17 protein-coding genes are annotated in these 18,307 nt (G+C 70.5%); 6 read left to right on the top strand and 11 right to left on the bottom strand.

What is annotated here, in order from left to right:
• Positions 1-17: 17 nt before the first annotated feature.
• The 3 genes from yidD to SLW55_RS12360 are packed head-to-tail and all read left to right on the top strand — an operon-like array spanning position 18 to position 2,487.
• Complete coding sequence (gene yidD, locus SLW55_RS12370) at positions 18-290, top strand: membrane protein insertion efficiency factor YidD (RefSeq protein ID WP_026144024.1); 273 nt, start codon at positions 18-20, stop codon at positions 288-290.
• Positions 290-1,624 carry a dihydroorotase gene (locus SLW55_RS12365; protein WP_295950543.1) on the top strand — a complete coding sequence of 445 codons (1,335 nt, stop codon included), beginning with the start codon at positions 290-292 and terminating at the stop codon, positions 1,622-1,624. Before yidD ends, SLW55_RS12365 begins: the two co-directional genes overlap by 1 nt.
• Positions 1,624-2,487, top strand: coding sequence for a M23 family metallopeptidase (locus tag SLW55_RS12360; RefSeq protein ID WP_320745207.1), 864 nt, complete (start codon positions 1,624-1,626; stop codon positions 2,485-2,487). Before SLW55_RS12365 ends, SLW55_RS12360 begins: the two co-directional genes overlap by 1 nt.
• A gap of 312 nt (positions 2,488-2,799) precedes the next feature.
• Here the strand turns inward: SLW55_RS12360 and SLW55_RS12355 are convergent, their stop codons facing one another.
• Positions 2,800-3,756, bottom strand: a complete 957-nt coding sequence (locus SLW55_RS12355) for a hypothetical protein (RefSeq protein ID WP_226978633.1) — start codon at positions 3,754-3,756, stop codon at positions 2,800-2,802.
• Positions 3,753-5,435 (bottom strand): diguanylate cyclase, encoded by a 1,683-nt coding sequence (locus tag SLW55_RS12350; protein ID WP_295864681.1) that lies wholly within the window; start codon positions 5,433-5,435, stop codon positions 3,753-3,755. The genes SLW55_RS12355 and SLW55_RS12350 overlap by 4 nt, the downstream gene beginning before the upstream one ends.
• 410 nt (positions 5,436-5,845) lie before the next feature.
• On the opposite strand from SLW55_RS12350, the gene SLW55_RS12345 reads away from it, so the two are divergent.
• Positions 5,846-7,027 (top strand): putative acyl-CoA thioester hydrolase, encoded by a 1,182-nt coding sequence (locus SLW55_RS12345; protein ID WP_267099603.1) that lies wholly within the window; start codon positions 5,846-5,848, stop codon positions 7,025-7,027.
• Positions 7,028-7,055: 28 nt separating this feature from the next.
• On the opposite strand, the gene SLW55_RS12340 is transcribed toward SLW55_RS12345, so the two are convergent.
• The 6 genes from SLW55_RS12340 to efp all read right to left on the bottom strand — a co-directional run bounded on the left by SLW55_RS12340 (position 7,056) and on the right by efp (position 12,141).
• Positions 7,056-7,760, bottom strand: coding sequence for a phytoene/squalene synthase family protein (locus tag SLW55_RS12340; protein ID WP_267099602.1), 705 nt, complete (start codon positions 7,758-7,760; stop codon positions 7,056-7,058).
• Between the two features lie 181 nt (positions 7,761-7,941).
• Complete coding sequence (locus tag SLW55_RS12335) at positions 7,942-8,649, bottom strand: phosphoglycolate phosphatase (protein WP_267099601.1); 708 nt, start codon at positions 8,647-8,649, stop codon at positions 7,942-7,944.
• Positions 8,639-9,376: a bifunctional 2-polyprenyl-6-hydroxyphenol methylase/3-demethylubiquinol 3-O-methyltransferase UbiG gene (gene ubiG, locus SLW55_RS12330; RefSeq protein WP_017917628.1), complete on the bottom strand. Its 738-nt coding sequence runs from the start codon at positions 9,374-9,376 to the stop codon at positions 8,639-8,641. Before ubiG ends, SLW55_RS12335 begins: the two co-directional genes overlap by 11 nt.
• A 53-nt stretch (positions 9,377-9,429) precedes the next feature.
• Positions 9,430-10,764 (bottom strand): TRZ/ATZ family hydrolase, encoded by a 1,335-nt coding sequence (locus SLW55_RS12325; protein ID WP_017914280.1) that lies wholly within the window; start codon positions 10,762-10,764, stop codon positions 9,430-9,432.
• 25 nt (positions 10,765-10,789) lie between these two features.
• Positions 10,790-11,449 (bottom strand): TMEM175 family protein, encoded by a 660-nt coding sequence (locus SLW55_RS12320; RefSeq protein ID WP_152237502.1) that lies wholly within the window; start codon positions 11,447-11,449, stop codon positions 10,790-10,792.
• Between the two features lie 125 nt (positions 11,450-11,574).
• Positions 11,575-12,141, bottom strand: coding sequence for an elongation factor P (efp, locus tag SLW55_RS12315; protein ID WP_010343528.1), 567 nt, complete (start codon positions 12,139-12,141; stop codon positions 11,575-11,577).
• A gap of 99 nt (positions 12,142-12,240) precedes the next feature.
• Between efp and epmB the strand changes: the two genes are divergently transcribed.
• Entirely contained in the window at positions 12,241-13,278 is a 1,038-nt protein-coding gene (epmB, locus tag SLW55_RS12310) for an EF-P beta-lysylation protein EpmB (protein WP_295964917.1), read from the top strand.
• 60 nt (positions 13,279-13,338) lie between these two features.
• On the opposite strand, the gene SLW55_RS12305 is transcribed toward epmB, so the two are convergent.
• The 3 genes from SLW55_RS12305 to SLW55_RS12295 all read right to left on the bottom strand — a co-directional run bounded on the left by SLW55_RS12305 (position 13,339) and on the right by SLW55_RS12295 (position 17,307).
• Positions 13,339-15,483 carry an EAL domain-containing protein gene (locus SLW55_RS12305; RefSeq protein ID WP_267084744.1) on the bottom strand — a complete coding sequence of 715 codons (2,145 nt, stop codon included), beginning with the start codon at positions 15,481-15,483 and terminating at the stop codon, positions 13,339-13,341.
• Entirely contained in the window at positions 15,480-16,370 is an 891-nt protein-coding gene (locus SLW55_RS12300) for a phosphate/phosphite/phosphonate ABC transporter substrate-binding protein (RefSeq protein ID WP_152237866.1), read from the bottom strand. The genes SLW55_RS12305 and SLW55_RS12300 overlap by 4 nt, the downstream gene beginning before the upstream one ends.
• Before the next feature lie 178 nt (positions 16,371-16,548).
• On the bottom strand, positions 16,549-17,307 hold the full coding sequence (locus tag SLW55_RS12295; protein ID WP_320745206.1) for an RNA methyltransferase: 759 nt from the start codon (positions 17,305-17,307) through the stop codon (positions 16,549-16,551).
• Positions 17,308-17,425: 118 nt separating this feature from the next.
• On the opposite strand from SLW55_RS12295, the gene SLW55_RS12290 reads away from it, so the two are divergent.
• Positions 17,426-18,253 (top strand): inositol monophosphatase family protein, encoded by an 828-nt coding sequence (locus SLW55_RS12290; protein ID WP_026144017.1) that lies wholly within the window; start codon positions 17,426-17,428, stop codon positions 18,251-18,253.
• Positions 18,254-18,307 lie beyond the last annotated feature (54 nt).

Here is an 18,307-nt window from a genome sequence, read left to right as displayed (position 1 = left end):
CCGCCTAGTCCAGCACAGTGGCATATCATGGTGATGTGATCGCCCGCGCTCTCATCGCCCTGCTGCGCCTGTACCAGCGCTTCATCAGCCCGCTGCTGGGACCGCGCTGTCGTTTCGTGCCCAGTTGCTCGGCGTATGCGGTGACCGCCATCGCCCGTTTCGGCGCATTGCGCGGCGGCTGGATGGCCGCCCGCCGCGTCGGCCGCTGCCACCCCTTCCATCCTGGCGGGTTCGACCCGGTGCCCGACCCCACGGCACCGCCACCCTGCCGCTGCCAAGGAAAACACTGATGTCCGCTTCCACACTGATCGTCAACGCGCGCCTGGTCAACGAAGGCCGCGAAACCCAGGGCGATCTGCGCATCGCCGACGGCCGCATCGCCGCGATCGCCCCGCAGCTGGCCGCACGCGAGGGCGAGACCGTGGTCGATGCCGCCGGCCGCTGGCTGCTGCCCGGCATGATCGACGACCAGGTGCACTTCCGCGAACCCGGCCTGACCCACAAGGGCGACATCGCCACCGAATCGGCCGCGGCGGTGGCCGGCGGCCTGACCAGCTTCATGGACATGCCCAACACCAATCCGCCCACGCTCGACGCCGCCGCGCTGCAGGCCAAGTACGACGCCGCGCACGGCCGCGCCTGGGGCAACTACGGCTTCTACCTGGGCGCCAGCAACGACAACCTGGCCGCGATCCAGACCCTGGACCCGAAGACCGCGCCCGGCATCAAGGTATTCATGGGCGCCTCCACCGGCAACATGCTGGTCGACAACCCGCAGACCCTGGACGCGATCTTCCGCGACGCACCGACGCCGATCATCACCCACTGCGAAGACACCCCGACCATCGACGCGACCCTGGCCGCGTTCAAGGAAAAGTATGGCGAGGCGCTGACCCCGGACATGCACCCGGACATCCGCTCGCGCGAGGCCTGCCTGAAGTCATCGCAGCTGGCGGTGTCGCTGGCGAAGAAGCACGGCACCCGCCTGCACGTGCTGCACATCTCCACCGCCGACGAGCTGGCGCTGTTCACCCCCGGCCCGATCCAGGGCAAGCGCATCACCGCCGAGACCTGCATCCATTTCCTGCGCTTCGACCGCGCCGACTACGCCACGCTCGGCAACCTGATCAAGTGCAACCCGGCGATCAAGGACGCCAGCGACCGCGAGGCGCTGATCCGCGCGATCGCCGAGGACGTGATCGATGTGCTCGCCACCGACCACGCCCCGCATACCTGGGAAGAGAAGAGCAAACCGTACGCGCAGGCGCCGTCGGGCCTGCCGCTGGTGCAGTACGCGCTGGTCGCGGCGCTGGAGTTGGTCCACGAGGGCCGGCTCAGCGTGGCCCAGGTGGTGCACAAGTTCGCGCACGCGCCGGCGCTGCTGTTCGACGTGCACGAACGCGGCTTCCTGCGCGAGGGCTACCACGCCGACCTGGTGCTGATCGACGACACCGCGTTCACCGTGCGCCGCGAGGACGTGCTGTCCAAGTGCGGCTGGTCGCCGTTCGAGGGCCGCAGCTTCCGCTCGAAGATCGCCGCGACCTGGGTCAACGGCGTGCTGGCCTGGGACGGGACCCGCCTGGTCGGCACCCCCAACGGGCAGCGCCTGGCGTTCGACCGCTGATGCGCGGCGCCCTGGTGTCCGGCGCCGCATTGGCGCTGGTCCTGCTGACTGCACCGCTCGCCCCTGCGCTGCACGCACAGACGCCGGCCGCGACCGGCGCCGAAGCGCGCAGCGTGTTCCCGCGCAGCGCCTCGCAGGGCGCGCTGGTGATCGGCAAGGTCGCGCCCGGCAGCCGCGTGCAGTACGCCGGACGCACCCTGCGGGTCAGCGACTACGGCAGCGTGGTGTTCGGCATCGGCCGCGACGAGCGCGGTCCGCTGCGCATCGCCGTGCAGCGCCCGGATGGCGGGACTGAGACGGTCGAGATCGCGGTGACGCCGCGCGACTGGCCGCTGGAACAGGTCAACGGGGTGCCGCCGAAGACGGTGAACCCGCCGCCGGCGATCGCCGAGCGGATCAAGCGCGAACAGGCCCAGGTCACTGCCGCACGCGACCGCGACGACCCGCGCACCGATTTCGCCGCACCCTTCATCTTGCCGGTGCAGGGCCGCATCAGCGGCCGCTTCGGCAACGCCCGGGTCTACAACGGCCAGCCCGGCGCCGGGCATTCGGGCATGGACATCGCCGTGCCCACCGGCACCCCGGTCAAGGCCCCGGCCGCCGGCGTGATCACCTTCGCGGCCCCCGACCTGTACCTCACCGGCGGCACCGTGCTGCTGGATCACGGCTATGGCGTCAGCTCCAACTTCCTGCACCTGTCGCGGATCGACGTCAAAGTCGGCGACCGCATCGCCCAGGGCCAGGTGATCGGCGCGGTGGGTGCCACGGGTCGTGCGACCGGGCCGCATCTGCATTGGGGGATGAATTGGTTCGATGTGCGCATCGATCCTTTGTTGGTGCTGGAGCGGACAAAGCAGCCGTAAAGCGCTGGTGGGTCAGGTGCGTTGGAGCGCGGCGGCGCGTTCCTCATCCGGATCGCCGACACATTCGCCTGGCGCGGTTCGATGTGCGCATCGATCCGTTGTTGGTGCTGGAGCGGACAAAGCAGCCGTAAAGCGCTGGTGGGTCAGGTGCGTTGGCGCGCGTGGCCGGGAGGCCGCACCCTCATCCTGCCCCCTCTCCCAATGGGAGAGGGGCAAGCGCTCTCCCTTCTCCCCTCGGGAGAAGGTGCCCCGAAGGGGCGGATGAGGGTACGGGCGCAGCCTCGCGCACTGCGCTGGCGCGCAGCCTTTCAGCTACGCCGACGTGGGCACCTCAAGCAGGCGCCCCAGCACCACATGCGAGGGGCTGTTGGCCAGATCCAGCGGCATGACCAGCTTGGGATTGGGATGCGGCAACGGCGCGCCCGGCGCTTCTTCGCCGGCTTCGCGCAGCAGGCTGCCGTTGTCTTCCACCTGATCGGTGACCGGCGCCAGCGGCGGCAGGCCCAGGCCGGCGCGGACCGCGTTGGCGCGGCTGAGCAGGTCGTCGTCGGCGACCGTGGTCAGTGCCGAGGCGGCCAGGCTGGCCGGCGCGCCCTCCACCGCCGCCAGGCGCTGCGCGATGTCGCCCAGCGCCTGCTGCCGGTGCGGATGCAGCAGTTGCCACACTTCTTCCCACAGCGCCTTCCAGTCCAGATCCGGGAACGGCATGTGGGTCGGCCCGCTGAGCACGATCTGCGGCGCCAGCCGGCCCGGCGGCGTCGCATCGCATTCGGCCAGCGCGCGGTATACCACTTCGCTACACACCATGTGCGAGGGATTGTCGCGGACCAGATGGTCCAGCGCCTCGCGCACCACGATCCGCGCCAGCCAGTGCTGCGGCCACTTGCCGCGGATGGCGACCAGCAGGCCGAGCGTGGCCAGGCTGTCCAGCGGGTACGGGACGCCCAGCAGCGACTGCGCCTTGGCCAGCACGCTGGCGCGATCGGCGTCGTCCAGCGCCACGCAGGCGTAGCTGAGCGGCCGGTAGGCGTCGATGATCAGGTAGTTGGTGGTGTCGGTCAGCCGCTGCGACAGCGGATAGCGGCGCACGCCGCTGGCCGCCGCCTCGATCAGATCGCCCTGATCGGCGACGATGGCGGCATGGCTGTAGATACTGTCGCCGCACCAGGCGATCAGTTCGGACACCGGGCCGCAGCCCAGTTGCAACAGGATGTCGCCGACCTGCAACTGATCGGGAGCGAACGCGGGCAAAGCGGGCTGTGCAGTCATGGCTGAGGCTCCTTGGTGGGTGACGCGGTGGATGGGGAAACGCTGACGCGGTTGCGGCCAGCGGCCTTGCTGGCGTAGAGCGCGGCATCGGCCCGCTGCAACAGCGCCGCCACGCTCTCGCCGCGCTGCCATTGCGCCACGCCGACGCTCAGCGTGCATGACAGCGCCTGGCCTTCGCGCGGCAGCGGCTGCGCGGCGACGTGCTGGCGGATGTCCTCGGCCACGCGCCGCGCGGCCTCCAGGGTGGCGCCGGGCATCAGCAGCAACATCTCGTCGCCGCCCTGGCGGCCGAGCGTGTCGGTGCTGCGCAGGCGCGCCCGCGCGCAGGCGGCGACCCAGCGCAGGCAGGCGTCGCCGCCAGCGTGCCCATGGACGTCGTTGATGCGTTTGAAATCGTCGATGTCGATGTAGGCCAGCGCCAGCGGCTGCGCGTGGCGCGCGGCGTCCTTCATTGCCTCGGCCAGGCGCTGCTGCAGCGCCGCGCGGGTGAGCAGGCCGGTGAGTTCGTCCACGGTCGCCATGCGGCTGGCGCGGTCGCGGTCGCGACGCAGCTCCAGGATCTGCTCGGCCAGACCGAAGGTCACCAGCAGGCAGGAGATTGCCAGGGCCAGGCTGATGCCGTGCGCCAGCACCGGCGCGGCCAGATCCAGGCGCAACCACCCGGTCAGCTCCAGGCAGCGCAGCACGCACAGCATCCACAGCGGCGTCCACGAAGCCAGCAACGGCCAGGCGTAGCGTTGCCCGCGCAAGGCCAGCAGCAGGCAACACGGCAGCAGCAGCGCCGCACCGACGATCAGCCCGAGATTGCCCAGCACGCTCAGCACCGCCGCGTCCGACAGCAGGCAGGCCACAGCGATGCCGAGCAGGAACAGCGCGCACAGCCGCAGCACCCGGTCCAGCCGCGGCAGTTGCCGGCGCATCTCCAGTTGCCGGCGCTGGAAGATGATGATGAAGAAGCCGCCGAGCGCGGCGACGATGCGCATCGGCGTCGGCGAGGACGCGAACACGCTGGCCAGGCCCGGCACCGCGCGCGCCTCGCCGCCGAGGCCGAGCAGGTACAGCAGCACGCACATCACGTTGGCGGTGAAGTAGCCGTAGATCGGCTCGCGCAGACGCGCCCACAACGCGATCGCCAGGATCGCCAGCACCGCGGTCGAGCCGAGGATGAAGGCGCGCCAGCCGACGTAGTGCAGATCCTCGCGCTGCACCTGGGCCAGCGGCGCGATGCCCACCGGCATCGGCATCGCCGCCGGCGCATGCACCCGCAGCCAGATCGAGGCGCCGGCCGGCAGCCCCTGCGGCAAGGCGATCACCAGGGCCCGGGTGGAGTAGCGCAGATCGGCGTCGGCGCCGTAGATCGCGTGACGGGTTGGCGTGGCGCGTCCCGGCACCCAGGCCTCGACCCGGGTCAGATACGGCGACTGCAGCACCAGTTGCGGCTGGCCCTCGCTGCCGATCGTGCGGTCGGCGCGGATCCGCCACCAGGTGGGCTGCTTGCTGCGCTCGTACAGGATCGCACCATGGCCGGCATCGGCGAACGCGGTATCGTGGCGCCCCGCCACCACCTCCGGCGGCGGAGGGTCGGCGGCCAGCCGTTGCAACAACAGTTCCTGCCCCAGCGCCGACCCGACCAGCCCCAGGCACAGCAACAGGCAGCACCAACGGCACAGGCGCTTCAATCGACGACTTCCAAGTGGGATCGGCGTCGAGGGTAGCGCAAGCCGCGACGGCGCTCGTATCCAAATTCACGACCCCGTCACGCCAGAAAGTGGGGTGGCACACGGCGCGCAGATCCATGCCGCAGTGCGGCGACCGTCCGCCGGCGCCGGGTCTGGAGCGCCTGCAGCCGTCGCGTTTTGGCCTGGGAATCGCCCTCCACGCCACCCCAACTGGCGCGCCGCACGTGCGACGGATCCGCGATCGTGATGGAAGCGGCACAACCGAGCTCTGGCTGCGACATCGGCCGGCATCGGCGCGCGAACGCCCCTACCATCGCCGGTCCGCTGACGACGCTGGATCAGGCGACCGGATGACACCGGTATCATTCCAGGCGTTGCCGCGGGCCCTTATCCTTGAGCGGAGGCTTCCCATGACCGTATCGCGCTGGTTGCTGCTTTCCTCCACCCTCGCCCTGGCGGCCGGGGTCGTCACCGATGCGCCGGCGCTGACCGGCACAGCGTCGCGCCCGCAACTGACCAGCAGCGAGGCGGCCAACCAGACTGTCGCCCGCCACCTGGCCCAGGCCGGACCGATCGGCGCGCTGGTTACCGACAACTGGGATCCGAGCGCCGGCGTCGCGCTGCTGCAGGCCGACTACGCGGTGGCTGCCGACGGCAGCACCCGCTACCGCACCGTGCAGGCCGCGGTGGACGCCGCGGTCGCCGCCGGTGGCAGCATGCGCCGTTACATCAGCGTGGCGCCCGGCACCTACACCGAAGTGGTCTGCGTACCCGCCGCGGCGCCGCCGCTCACGCTGTTCGGCCTCGGCGGCAGCCCGGCCAGCACCACGATCCGTTTCGGCAACGCCAACCCCACCCCGAAGCCCACCGGCAGCGCCACCCATCCCTGCGCCAGCAACGCCGCCAGCAGCACCGTCGGCACCTCCGACAGCGGCACCGTCACCGTGCGCGCGGCGCAGTTCCAGGCGCGCAACCTGGCGATCGTCAACAGCTACGTCGAGGGCACCTACAGCGGCAGCAACCAGTCGGCGGTGGCGCTGGCGCTGCGTGGCGACAAGGCGGTGCTGGAGAACGTGGTGCTGACCGGCAACCAGGACACCCTGCTGATCAGCGCCGGCAGCGCCAACACGGTGATCCGCGCCTACGTCAAGGGCGGCACCATCGAGGGCGACACCGACTTCATCTTCGGCTCGGGCGTGGCGGTGTTCGCCGGCAGCACCATCCGCTACACCGCCGCGCGCCGCGGCGCCAACGACGGTGGCGTGATCTTCGCGCCCAGTACCCGCCCGGGCAGCAGCTACGGCTTCCTGGCGATCAACAGCACCTTCGATGCGGTCGGCAACCCGGGCAGCGGCACGGTGTGGCTGGGCCGGGCCTGGGACGAGAGCGTGGGCAGCCTGTCCAACTACGTCGACGGCACCTCGCCCAACGGCAAGGTGGTGATCCGCGACTCGACGCTGGGCGGGCACATCCGCAAGAGCGCGCCGTGGAACGCCTCGACCATCGGCCGGCCGTACTGCAGCAGCAACTGCAGCAATTCGGCCAATCGCTTCTACGAGTACGCCAACAGCGGCGCCGGCAGCGCGCCCTGAGGCATGCCGGCGCGGAGGGCGGGCGGGCTCAGCCCAGCCCGGCCCACCAGGCGCGCCACAGCGTCGCCATCTGTCCCGGCGGCCTGGGTATGGCGGCCGCCTGCTGCACCATCCGCGCACGCGCCAACGCCGACAGGATGCGCCGCGGACGCGGCCCGCGCACGCGGCGCGGCCACGGCTTCAGCAATGCCTGCGCCCAGCGCTGGCGCTGCTGCGCCTCATCGCCGCCGCGCAGCGCCAGCGGCGCGGTGGCGGCGCCGCCCTCGAGCAGGCGCTGCGCCAGCACCTGCAGCGCGACCGGCACCGCGGCGCCCTCGGCCGAGGCCTCGAACAACGCGCGCTCGACCGCGACCACCGCCTGCGCGAACGGCTCCAGCCGCTCCAGCGCATGCGCGGTGTCGGCCGCGGCCGCGCGCGACTGTGGCAGGCTCGGCAAGGCCTCGGCCAGTTGTGTCCACGGCGCAGCCACCGGCTCCAGCACCCGGCCCAGCGGATGCCGCGAACGCTGCCCTGCCCAACTGCGCAGTTCCTCGCCCCACCACGCCAGCTTGGCGTCGGCCGGCAGCGGGTCGCCGGCGATGTTGAGGATGTCGTCGAACTCCTGCAGCAGGGCGAACCAGGCCACGGTGCGGGCGCGCTGCGGCGCCGGCACGAACGCCTCGGCCACGGCCCATTCCGGCCAGCGGCGGCGCCATTTGTCGAGGAAGGCATCCAGGGCGGACGAACTGCTCATGCGATCGGTGAATCCGGAGTCAGGCGCGCGCGCCGACGGCATCGCGCAATGGGAGAGTGAGCGCGGCTGCCGCGCAGAACGCGCAGTGTACGTGCGCGACCGGTGGATGCCGAGCGGCGTCGGCGTGCAGGCCGCGACACGGCGGTCATGCATCACCGCGAACGCGGCGACAGCACCGGTTTCAGGACGCGGCTGCGCTGACCGGCCAGGCCGCGGCGTCGTACAACTCGGCCGGCGCGGCGACCATCGCATCGGCGCGCCAGGCCAGCGGATCGTCTTCGTCCAGCCGATAACCCCACAGCACCGCCACCGAGGCCATGCCGGCGGCGCGAGCGGCGAGGATGTCGCGTTCGTCGTCGCCGACGTAGACCACTTCCTGCGGCGCCACGCCCAGGCGCTGCGCGGCGACCTGCAGCGGCAGCGGATGCGGCTTGCGCTCGGGCAGCGTGTCGCCGCCGATCAGCACCGCGCAGCGCTGCTGCCACTGCAACTGCGGCAGGATCAACCGCGCCAGCGCCTCGGGCTTGTTGGTGACGATGCCCCACACGCTGCCGGCCTCTTCCAGGCGTTGCAGCAGTTCCGGGATGCCGTCGAACGGCTGCGAATGGCGCCCGATCAGCGCCTCGTAATGGCGCAGGAAGGCCGGAATCAGCGCATCGCGCTGCGCGGCGGGCAGATCCGGGAAGGCGACGCCGAGCATCGCCCGCGACCCCTTGGACACCACCGGCCGCAACTGCGCCAGGTCGAGCGCAGGACGCCCGTGCTCGGCCAGCAGCGCATTGGCCGCGGCCAGCAGATCCGGCGCACTGTCCAGCAACGTGCCATCCAGATCGAACAGCACCACCGGCGGGTAACCTCGCCGCGGCAGCGGCGCTTCCCTATTCCCCATTCCCGATTCCCGGCTTTGCAGCACACGCCAGGTAATTGACCTCGGTGCGCGAGGACAGCCGCGCGCGATTGCGCCACGGTTCGTAGGCCAGGCCGCTGACGTCGCGCAGCTGCAGCTCGGCCTGGCGCAACCACGCGGCCAGCTCCGCCGGCTTGATGAAATCCTGGTAGCGGTGGGTGCCGGTGGGCAGCAGCCGCGCCACGTACTCGGCACCGACGATGGCCAGGGCGAACGCGGCCGGGGTGCGGTTGAGGGTGGACAGGAACAGCTGTCCGCCCGGCTTGAGCAGGGTCGCGCAGGCGCGCACGATCGCCGCCGGATCGGGCACGTGCTCGAGCATCTCCATGCAGGTGATCGCGTCGAAGCTGCCCGGTTGTGCGGCCGCCAGGTCCTCGACCGACTGCACACGGTAGTCGACCTCGACCCCGGATTCGAACTGGTGCAGCCGTGCGACCTTGATCAGCTCCGGTGCCAGGTCGATCGCGGTGACCTGCGCGCCCTCCTTGGCCAGCGCCTCGCTGAGCAGGCCGCCGCCGCACCCCACGTCCAGCACCGTCGCGCCGCGCAGCGGCAGGCGCTCGGCGACGTAGCGCAGACGCACCGGGTTGAGCGCATGCAGCGGCTTCTGCGGGCCGTCGGCATCCCACCAGCGGGTGGCCAGGGCGCCGAACTTGTCCAGTTCGGCCTGATCGAAGTTGGCGGAGGCGTTGGCGGCGGAAGCGGTCATAACGGATTCTCGTTGGGGCCGCGCACGCGGAGCTGCGCGGCGAACATAGCGGATCAGGCGTGGACGCTGCGGATACGTTCGCGCCATTCGCGCGCATTGGCGACCAGCGCGTCGACGTCCATGTCCACCAGCACGCGCTGGCTGAGCTTGGGCTGGCCGGCGATCCACACGTCGCTGACCTGCTGGCGGCCGGTGGCGTACACCAGTTGCGACAGCACGTTGTGCAGCGGCTGGGTCTCCAGCGCCGACAGGTCCACGCAGATCAGGTCGGCCTGCTTGCCCGGCTCGATCGAGCCGATCGTCTCGCCGAAGCCCAGCGCGCGCGCGCCGCCCAGGGTGGCCGCGCGCAGCGTGCTGGCCGCGTCCAGCGCGGTGGCGTCGTTGGCCACCGCCTTGGCCAGGATCGCCGCGGTGCGGTTCTCGCTGAACATGTCCAGGTCGTTGTTGCTGGCGCAGCCGTCGGTGCCGATCGCCAGGTTCACGCCCGCCCGCTGCAGCGCGCAGGCCGGGCAGAAGCCGGAGGCGAGCTTGAGGTTGGATTCGGGGCAATGCACCACACTGACCCCGCGCTCGGCGCACAGGTGGATCTCGGCGTCGGTGAGCTGGGTCATGTGCACCGCGATCAGGCGGTCGTTGACCAGGCCCAAACGGTCCAGCCGCGCCAGCGGGCGCTGCCCGTACTGCTTGAGCGAGTCGGCGATTTCCTGCGCGGTCTCGTGGGTGTGCAGGTGCACCGGCACCTCGAGCTGGTCGGACAGCATCCGCACCCGCTCGAAGTTGGCGTCGTTGACCGTGTACGGCGCATGCGGGGCGAAGGCGATGCCGACCAGCGGATCGTCGCGCCACTGGTCGTGCACCTCGCAGGCGCGGGCGAAGTACTCGTCGGAGGTCTTGGCCCAGGCGGTCGGGAAATCGATGATCACCGTGCCGACCCGCGCGCGGAAGCCGTGCTGCTTGTACACCGCGGCCTGCACGTCGGCGAAGAAGTAGTTCTCGTTGGCGCAGGTGGTGCCGCCGCGCAGCATCTCGGCGATGGCCAGCGCGGTGCCGTCGGCGACGAACTCCGGGCCGATCACCGCGGTCTCCACCGGCCAGATGTGCTGCTGCAGCCACACCATCAGCGGCAGGTCGTCGGCGATGCCGCGCAGCAGGGTCATCGGATTGTGCGTGTGCGCGTTGACCAGCCCCGGCAGCAGCGCCGCGTCCGGGCGCGAGACGGTGCGCGCGGGGGCGAAGCGCGTGCGTGCCTCGGCCGTGGGCAGCACCGCCACGATCTCGCTGCCGCGCACCGCCACCGCGTGGTCTTCCAGCACCACCGCATGCGGTTCGATCGGGACCACGTAGCCGGCTTCGATCAGCAGGTCGCAGGATTCGGGTATGGAGGTCATCGCAGGGACTCTAGAAAAGGGAGGGTCACGGTGCCGGTGCCGCCTGGGACTGGCGGATGCGTCGCTGGTACACGCGCATCACCCCCCACTGCAGCAGAAAGACCGCCAGGAAGCCGAAGCGGCCCAGCCACGGTGCCACCATGCCCACGGGGATGCATAACGCGAACACCACCGGCGAGACCGCCGCGCGCAGCTTCATCGCCTGCGCCTGCAGCGGGCCCAGCCGCTGCGCCAGGCCTTCCTTGCGCACCGCATAGGCATGCAGCCAGTACCCGGCCAGGCCGATCGCCGCCAGATGCGCGCAGTACACCGCGAACGCCTCGTGGTTGCCGAAATAGTCCGAGTACAGCGCGGTGGAGAACGGCAGCAGGCCGATCAGCAGCAGCTGCAGCACGTTGAGCCAGATCAGCCGGTCGTCGAACTGGCGGATGTGCCGGCACAGCTGCAGGTGCGACTTCCAGAACAGCGCGGTGACCAGGAAGCTGACCGCGAAACCGATGAACAGCGGCAGCATCCGGTGCAGGGCGGCGAGGATGCCGCCGGCCGCCGCGACCTCGGCGTGTCCGGGCACCTTGATTTCCACCGCCAGCAGGGTGATGGCGATGGCGAAGACCGCATCGCTGAAGAACACGACGCGGTCGTGCGGGTACTTGCTGTCGGCGCTGTCGGCGTGGCTGGTCGTCACGGGCGTTTCCTGGGAGCGAGGTGGTCCATCACCGCCGCACGGCGATCCGGCGCATGCGCTGCCTGGCCGCCGCACGCCAGCGCGTGCGCATGCCCGCGGCCGGCGGCGGCCGCGGGCATGCCGACTTACTTGACGCGCGAAACGTATTCGCCCGAACGCGTATCGACGCGGATCACTTCTTCCTGGCCGACGAACAGCGGCACGCGCACCACCGCACCGGTCTCCAGGGTCGCCGGCTTGCCGCCGCCGCCGGAGGTATCGCCGCGCACGCCCGGGTCGGTCTCGACGATCTTCAGTTCGACGAAGTTCGGCGGGGTGACCTGGATCGGCGTGCCGTTCCACAGCGTCACCACGCAATCCTCCTCGCCCTTGATCCACTTGGCGGCGTCGCCGACGCCGGCCTTGTCGGCCTGCACCTGCTCGAAGGTTTCCTGCTGCATGAAGTGCCAGTACTCGCCGTCGCTGTACAGGTACTGCATGTCGGTGTCGACCACGTCGGCCGCTTCCACGCTGTCGGTCGCCTTCATGGTCATTTCGACCACGCGCCCGGACTTGATGAAGCGGTACTTGACGCGGGTGAACGCCTGGCCCTTGCCGGGCTTGACGTATTCGGTATCGGTGATGATCGCAGGCTCGCTGTTGACCAGGATCTTCATCCCGTTCTTGACGTCGTTCATGCCGTAGCTGGCCATCTGAAACTCCTCGGGTAAGGCAAACCCGCCGCGTTCGGCGGCCGGCCGGATAGAATGGAAGCTCCGCCGCAACGGCGGGCGCTCGTGTGATGACCGCCTATGATAACCGCAGCCCCCCGCCCGATGCAGCCGTCCCCGCCCCTGCCCGCCGCCGCGCCGCCGCGCTGGCAGCAGGCCTGGCGCGACGCCGTGCGCGATCCGCGCGAGCTGCTGGCCCTGCTGGACCTGGATCCGCAGGCGCTGGGCGTCTCCGAACAGGCTGCGACGCAGTTCGCGCTGCGCGTGCCGCGCAGCTTCGTCGCACGCATGCGCCCGCGCGATCCGCACGACCCGCTGCTGCGCCAGGTGCTGCCGATCGACGAAGAGCAGCGCCTGGTCGCCGGCTTCGCCCTGGATGCGGTCGGCGACACCGCGGCAAAGAAGGCCGACGGGGTGATCCACAAGTACCGCGGCCGCGCCCTGCTGGTGGCCACCGGCAGTTGCGCGGTGCACTGCCGCTACTGCTTCCGCCGGCACTTTCCCTATGCCGACGAGACCGCCGCGCGCGATGGCTGGCGCACGGCGGTGGCGGCCATCGCCGCCGACCCCAGCATCGAGGAAGTGATCCTGTCCGGCGGCGATCCGCTGTCGCTGGCCACGCCGAAGCTGGCCGAACTCACCGAGGCGCTGGCGACGCTGCCGCAACTCAAGCGCCTGCGCATCCACAGCCGCCTGCCGGTGGTGCTGCCCGAGCGCGTCGATGCGCCGTTGCTGGCCTGGCTGCGCACGCTGCCGTGGCCGCTGGCGTTCGTGATCCACGCCAACCACGCCAACGAATTCGATGCCGGCGTGGATGCCGCGCTGGCGCGCCTGCGCGAGGCCGGCGCGCACCTGCTCAACCAGGCGGTGCTGCTGCGCGGGGTCAACGACAGCGTGGAGGCGCTGGCCGCGCTGAGCGAGCGCAGCTTCGCCGCCGGCGTGCTGCCCTACTACCTGCACCAGTTGGACCGGGTGCAGGGCGTGGCCCATTTCGAAGTGGACGATGCCACCGCGCTGGCGCTGCACCAGGGGCTGGCCGCGCGCCTGTCCGGCTATCTCGTGCCGAAGCTGGTGCGCGAGATCGCCGGCGATACCGGCAAGCGCCCGCTGCTGCCCTGACCCGCCTGGCCGGGACCGCCGCAGGCACAGCGCACGCCGGCCACGACGCCGCAGCGGCGATCACACGCTGGCGGGCGGTGCGTCCTCGTTGGCGAGCAGTTGGCGGAATTCCTCCGCGCTGAGCGGTCGGCTGAGCCAGAAGCCCTGCCCCAGTTCGCAACCGCGCTCGCGCAGCAGCTCGAACTGGGTCTCCTGCTCGATGCCCTCGGCGACCACGGTGATGTCCAGCGAATGCGCCATGGCGATGATCGCGGTGGTCAGCGCCAGATCGTCCGGGTCGCGCTGCAGGTCGGCGACGAAACTCTTGTCGATCTTGACCCCGTCCACCGGCACCTGGCGCAGGTGGCTCAGCCCGGAGAAGCCGGTGCCGAAGTCGTCCAGCCAGACCTTGACCCCGGTGCGATGCAGCCGCGCCAGCATGCTCGCCGCCTGCAGCTCGTCGCCGATCACCGCGGTCTCGGTCAGTTCCAGATGCAATTGCGCCGCCGGCAGCCCGGACTCGCGCAGGCATTCGGCCACCACTTCGGGCAGATCGCCGCTGCGCAACTGCCGCGGCGAGACGTTGACCGAGACGAACAGGTCGGCGCTGCCGTCGGCGCGCCGCCACTGGGTGGCCTCGCTGCAGGCCGCGCGCAGCACCTTGGGGCCGATGCTTTCGATCAGCCCGCTCTGCTCGGCCACGTCGATGAACACCGTCGGCGAGATCGTGCCCATCGCCGGATGCTGCCAGCGCAGCAGCACCTCGACGCCGACCATGCGCCGGTCCTGGGTGCGGAAGATCGGCTGGTAGGCCAGCTTGAGTTCGTCGCGCTCCCAGGCGCCGCGCAGCTCGTGCTCCATGTGCACGCGCCGCTCCACCGCATAGTCCATCGCGCGGCTGTAGAAGCGGTGGCAATTCTTGCCGGCCAGCTTGGCCTGGTACATGGCGATGTCGCCGTTCTTCAGCAGCGCCGAGGCGTCCTCGGCATCGCCCGGGTAGACAGTGATGCCGATCGAGGTACCCATGAACACCTCGCGGCCCTGGATCCGCAGCGGCTCGCGCAGCTCCTGCACCAGCCGCTGCGCCAACGCGGTGGCGACCTTGGCCGCCTGCGCATCCTCCACCAGGATCACGAACTCGTCGCCGCCAAAGCGTGCCAGCAGCGCATCGTCGCCGCCCAGTTGCTCCACCGCCAGCTGGATGCGCCGCGCGAACTGCAGCAGCGCCTCGTCGCCGGCCTCGTGGCCCAGGGTGTCGTTGATCCGCTTGAAATCGTCGATGTCGGCGAACAGGAGCGCCAGCCTGCGCTGCGAGGCGCGCGCCGACAGCATGCGATGGTCCAGCGCCTCGCGGAACGCGAGCCGGTTGGTCAGCCCGGTCAACGCATCGGTGTAGGCCATGTGGCGCACGTCGCGGTCGTGCCGGGCGATGGCCTCGCTCATCCGCCCGAACGCGCGCAGCAATTCGCTGACCTCGTCGTGGCGGCCGCTGTCGCGGCGCTCCACCGCGTAGTTGCCGGCCTCGATCTGGCGCGCGGCCGCCGCCATCCAGCGCAACGGCGCCACCAGCGTGCGCTGCACGTAGACCGTCACCATCGCCGCGGTCAGGCCCAGGGCGGCCAGCAACAGCAGCAACCAGCCGAGATGGCGCTTGCCCAGTTCGCCCAGGCGCTGGTCGAGGTTCTGCCCGGCCTTGCGCTCGTACTCCTGCGCGCGTGCCCAGGACATGCCTACCCGCACCCCGCCCACGCGCTGGTCGCCGATCATGATCGGCATCGACACGTCGAGGAACTCCGGCGACTCCTGCGCCAGCAGGCCTTTGGCGCGGATCGCGGCGTCGGCCATCGGCCCGCGCATGCGCTGCCCGTAGCCCACCAGGTCCTTGCTGCCGTCGTGGATCAGCCGCCCGTCGGCGTCGTAGACCAGCACGTAGGCCACCGCCACATAGCCCAGCGCCCCACGCACCTGCGTGCCGATCGCATCCAGGTCGGAGTAGTACACCGGGTTGGCCAGCGAATCAGCCAGTTGCCGCGCCAGCGATTCGCCGCGGGTGCGCATGCTGCTATCGAACAGGCTGTGGATGGCGTTGCCGCTGAGCGTGCGCACCTCGCGCTGCATCGCCGCCTGGCGCTCCAGCAGCAGGGCCAGGATCGCCATCACCAGCAGCGCAGCCACGCCCATGGCCAGCAGGAACCTGGCCTGCAACCCGAAACGCATGGTCTTCATTCCACTTCCAGCCTCACCCGCGCCACGCCGGCGCGCAGGGCATCCAGGCGTTTCTGCGACGCCGGATCGATCGGGTAGAAGCCGGAGGTCCCGAAGAACTGGCGCAGCGCCGCGCGCCCCTGCGGATCGTCGGCGGCGTGCAGCAGCACCTCGCGCAGGCGCGTCTCCACGTCCGTGGGCAGATCGCTGCGCACCATCTCCACCGCGCGCGGATACGGTTCGCTGCGGTAGATCACCCGGAAGTCGCGGCGGAACGCGGGGGGAATGCGGCGATCGTCGTCCCAGTCGAGATTGCTGAACGCCCCGGCATCCACCAGGTGCTTGTGCACGAAGGCGGCGATGTTGAGTTCCGAGCGCGCGAACACGTAACCGACCGTTTCCGCCGAGGGCTGGTCCTTGGTCGAGAGCAGGATCTCCGGATGCAGGCCGCGCTCGAACAGCGTCATCATCGGCACCAGGTAGGCGCTGGTGGACAGCGTGCTCTGCAGCGCCAGCGTGCGCCCCCGCAGATCCGACAGGTCGTGCACCGGCGCGTCATTGCGCACGAAGAATACGGTGTGGTACTGACGCACGCCGTTGCGCTCGGTCAGCAGCAGCGGCTTGGCGCCACCGCGCTGTTCCAGCGCCATCGCGGTGGCAGCGGTCTCGGTGACCCAGTCGACCCGGCCGCGACGCAGGTAACTGCTCATCTGCTGGCTGTCGCGGGCCATCAGGATCTGCCCGGAGGTGATGCCGACCTCGCGCATGCGCGGCACCACGTAGTCCAGCAGCGGCTTGAGTTGCTCGTAATGGGCCTTGGGATTGTCGCTGATGCGCCCCAGCACCAGGACCGAGGGCCGCGCGTGCACGGACGCGGGCCAGCAGATCGCCAGCGCCAGCCACACCACGACCACCCGCCAACGCGAACTGGACAAACCACGATCCCCAAGTAGACCTTGCAAAGCCTAGCCGAAAGCGCATGCCGGTGACAGCGTCACAGAATGGCGCCTGCCGCGCATGCAGTCCGCCCTGGGCGCACGCGTCGGCGCGCGCGCCGCGATGGAGGCCTTCGCGCCTTGCCTGGCCTCAGTTTCCGGCCTGCCCGGCGAGTCGCGCCATGCGCTGCGCATCGGACAGCACGCCGCGCAGCAGGCGCACTTCCTGCTCGGTCAGCTCGGTGCGCAGGAATAGCCGGCGCAACTTGCGCATCGCCGAATCCGGGGCGCGGCCCTTGTGGAAGTCGATATCGTCCAGGGTCTCGGCCAACTGCCCGAACAGCCCTTCCACCTGTGCGTGGCTGGCCGGCGCCTCGCGGAACCCCGGTGCCGGCGCCGGCGCGGGGGAGGCGCCGCGCAGCTGCGCCAGGCGCAGTTCGTAGGCCAGCACCTGCACCGCCGCGGCCAGATTGAGCGAGCTGAACGCCGGATCGGAGGGAATGTGCACGGCCGCATGGCACAACTGCAGTTCCTCGTTGGTCAGGCCGGTGCGCTCACGCCCGAACACCAGCGCCACCTCCGCCGGTTCGGCGCTGGTGGCGGTCAGGCGCTGCGCGGCATCGGCCGGCAGCAACTCCTCCAGCGACACGCGGCGGCTGCGCGCGGTGCAACCCAGCACCAACCGGCAATCGGCCACTGCGTCGGCCAGCGCCGGCAGCACCGGCGCCTGCTGCAACAGATCCTCGGCCCCGGCAGAACGCCGGTAGGCCTCGGTCTCCAGCTCGCATTCCGGCGCCACCAGCACCAGCCGCGACAGCCCCATGGTCTTCATCGCGCGCGCCGCCGCGCCGATGTTGCCGGGGTGCTGGGTCCCGACCAGGACGAAGCGGATACGGAGGGAATCGGTCATGGCGGCACGGCAGGCGAAGCGAACGGGGGCGTAGATGGTAAACTGTGCGGCCGGCCTTGGCGCCGGACTGCTCTTTTCCTCCTCCAGACCCACCTCCGCCTTCTCGGGAGCGCTTGCCATGCAAAAACCCGCCGTCACCGTCATGGTCAAGGCCGCCCGCCTCGCCGGCAACGTGCTGTTGCGCCACATCAACCGCCTGGAAGCACTGAACGTGGTGCAGAAGGACCGCATGGACTACGCCAGCGAAGTCGATGCCGATGCGGAAAAGGTGATCGTCAAGGAGCTGCGCCGCGCCTACCCCGACTACGGCGTGATGGGCGAGGAAAGCGGCGTGCAGGGCGGCGGCCGCTACATGTGGGTGATCGACCCGCTCGACGGCACCAGCAACTACCTGCGCGGCTTCCCGCACTACTGCGTGTCGATCGCCCTGGTCGAGAACGGCGAGCCGGTCGACGCGGTGATCTTCGACCCGCTCCGCAACGAACTGTTCACCGCCAGCCGCGGCAACGGCGCCGTGCTCAACGACCGCCGCATCCGTGTCAGCGAGCGCAAGGAACTCAACGGCGCCATGGTCCACACCGGCTTCGCGCCGCGCGAGCGCAAGCGCACCAGCCCCCAGCTCAAGTGCGTGGATGCACTGCTGGTGCAGGCCGAGGACATCCGTCGCACCGGTTCGGCGGCGCTGGATCTGGCCTATGTGGCCTGCGGCCGCAGCGACGCCTACTTCGAAGCCGGCGTGAAGGCCTGGGACATCGCCGCCGGCGTGCTGCTGGTGCGCGAGGCCGGTGGCCGCGTCACCGATTTCAAGGGCGGCACCCTCGGCCGCATCGACGACCGCGGCCCGCAGCAGTTCCAGGTGGTCGCCGGCAACCTCAAGGTCGGCGACGCGCTGCAGAAGCTGATCGTCAATACCGGCTTCGCCGGGGAGTTCGACGCGAAGTTCTGAGCGAGGCGACCGGCGCTACGCCGGCGCAGCGACACCGCAACAACAGAAAAGCCG

The sequence above is a fragment of the Xanthomonas sp. LF06-19 genome (genome assembly GCF_034105425.1).
Taxonomy (GTDB): Bacteria; Pseudomonadota; Gammaproteobacteria; order Xanthomonadales; family Xanthomonadaceae; genus Xanthomonas_A; species Xanthomonas_A sontii.
This window is presented reverse-complemented; position numbering and strand designations above follow the sequence as displayed.

Bases quoted from the DNA above. Each gene is read 5' to 3' on its own strand.
- SLW55_RS12365 (WP_295950543.1), top strand. From the start codon at position 290: ATGTCCGCTTCCACACTGATCGTCAACGCGCGCCTGGTCAACGAAGGC.
- SLW55_RS12360 (WP_320745207.1), top strand. From the start codon at position 1,624: ATGCGCGGCGCCCTGGTGTCCGGCGCCGCATTGGCGCTGGTCCTGCTG.
- SLW55_RS12355 (WP_226978633.1), bottom strand. From the start codon at position 3,756: ATGACTGCACAGCCCGCTTTGCCCGCGTTCGCTCCCGATCAGTTGCAG.
- SLW55_RS12345 (WP_267099603.1), top strand. From the start codon at position 5,846: ATGACCGTATCGCGCTGGTTGCTGCTTTCCTCCACCCTCGCCCTGGCG.
- SLW55_RS12340 (WP_267099602.1), bottom strand. From the start codon at position 7,760: ATGAGCAGTTCGTCCGCCCTGGATGCCTTCCTCGACAAATGGCGCCGC.
- SLW55_RS12335 (WP_267099601.1), bottom strand. From the start codon at position 8,649: ATGGGGAATAGGGAAGCGCCGCTGCCGCGGCGAGGTTACCCGCCGGTG.
- ubiG (WP_017917628.1), bottom strand. From the start codon at position 9,376: ATGACCGCTTCCGCCGCCAACGCCTCCGCCAACTTCGATCAGGCCGAA.
- SLW55_RS12325 (WP_017914280.1), bottom strand. From the start codon at position 10,764: ATGACCTCCATACCCGAATCCTGCGACCTGCTGATCGAAGCCGGCTAC.
- efp (WP_010343528.1), bottom strand. From the start codon at position 12,141: ATGGCCAGCTACGGCATGAACGACGTCAAGAACGGGATGAAGATCCTG.
- epmB (WP_295964917.1), top strand. From the start codon at position 12,241: ATGATAACCGCAGCCCCCCGCCCGATGCAGCCGTCCCCGCCCCTGCCC.
- SLW55_RS12305 (WP_267084744.1), bottom strand. From the start codon at position 15,483: ATGAAGACCATGCGTTTCGGGTTGCAGGCCAGGTTCCTGCTGGCCATG.
- SLW55_RS12295 (WP_320745206.1), bottom strand. From the start codon at position 17,307: ATGACCGATTCCCTCCGTATCCGCTTCGTCCTGGTCGGGACCCAGCAC.
- SLW55_RS12290 (WP_026144017.1), top strand. From the start codon at position 17,426: ATGCAAAAACCCGCCGTCACCGTCATGGTCAAGGCCGCCCGCCTCGCC.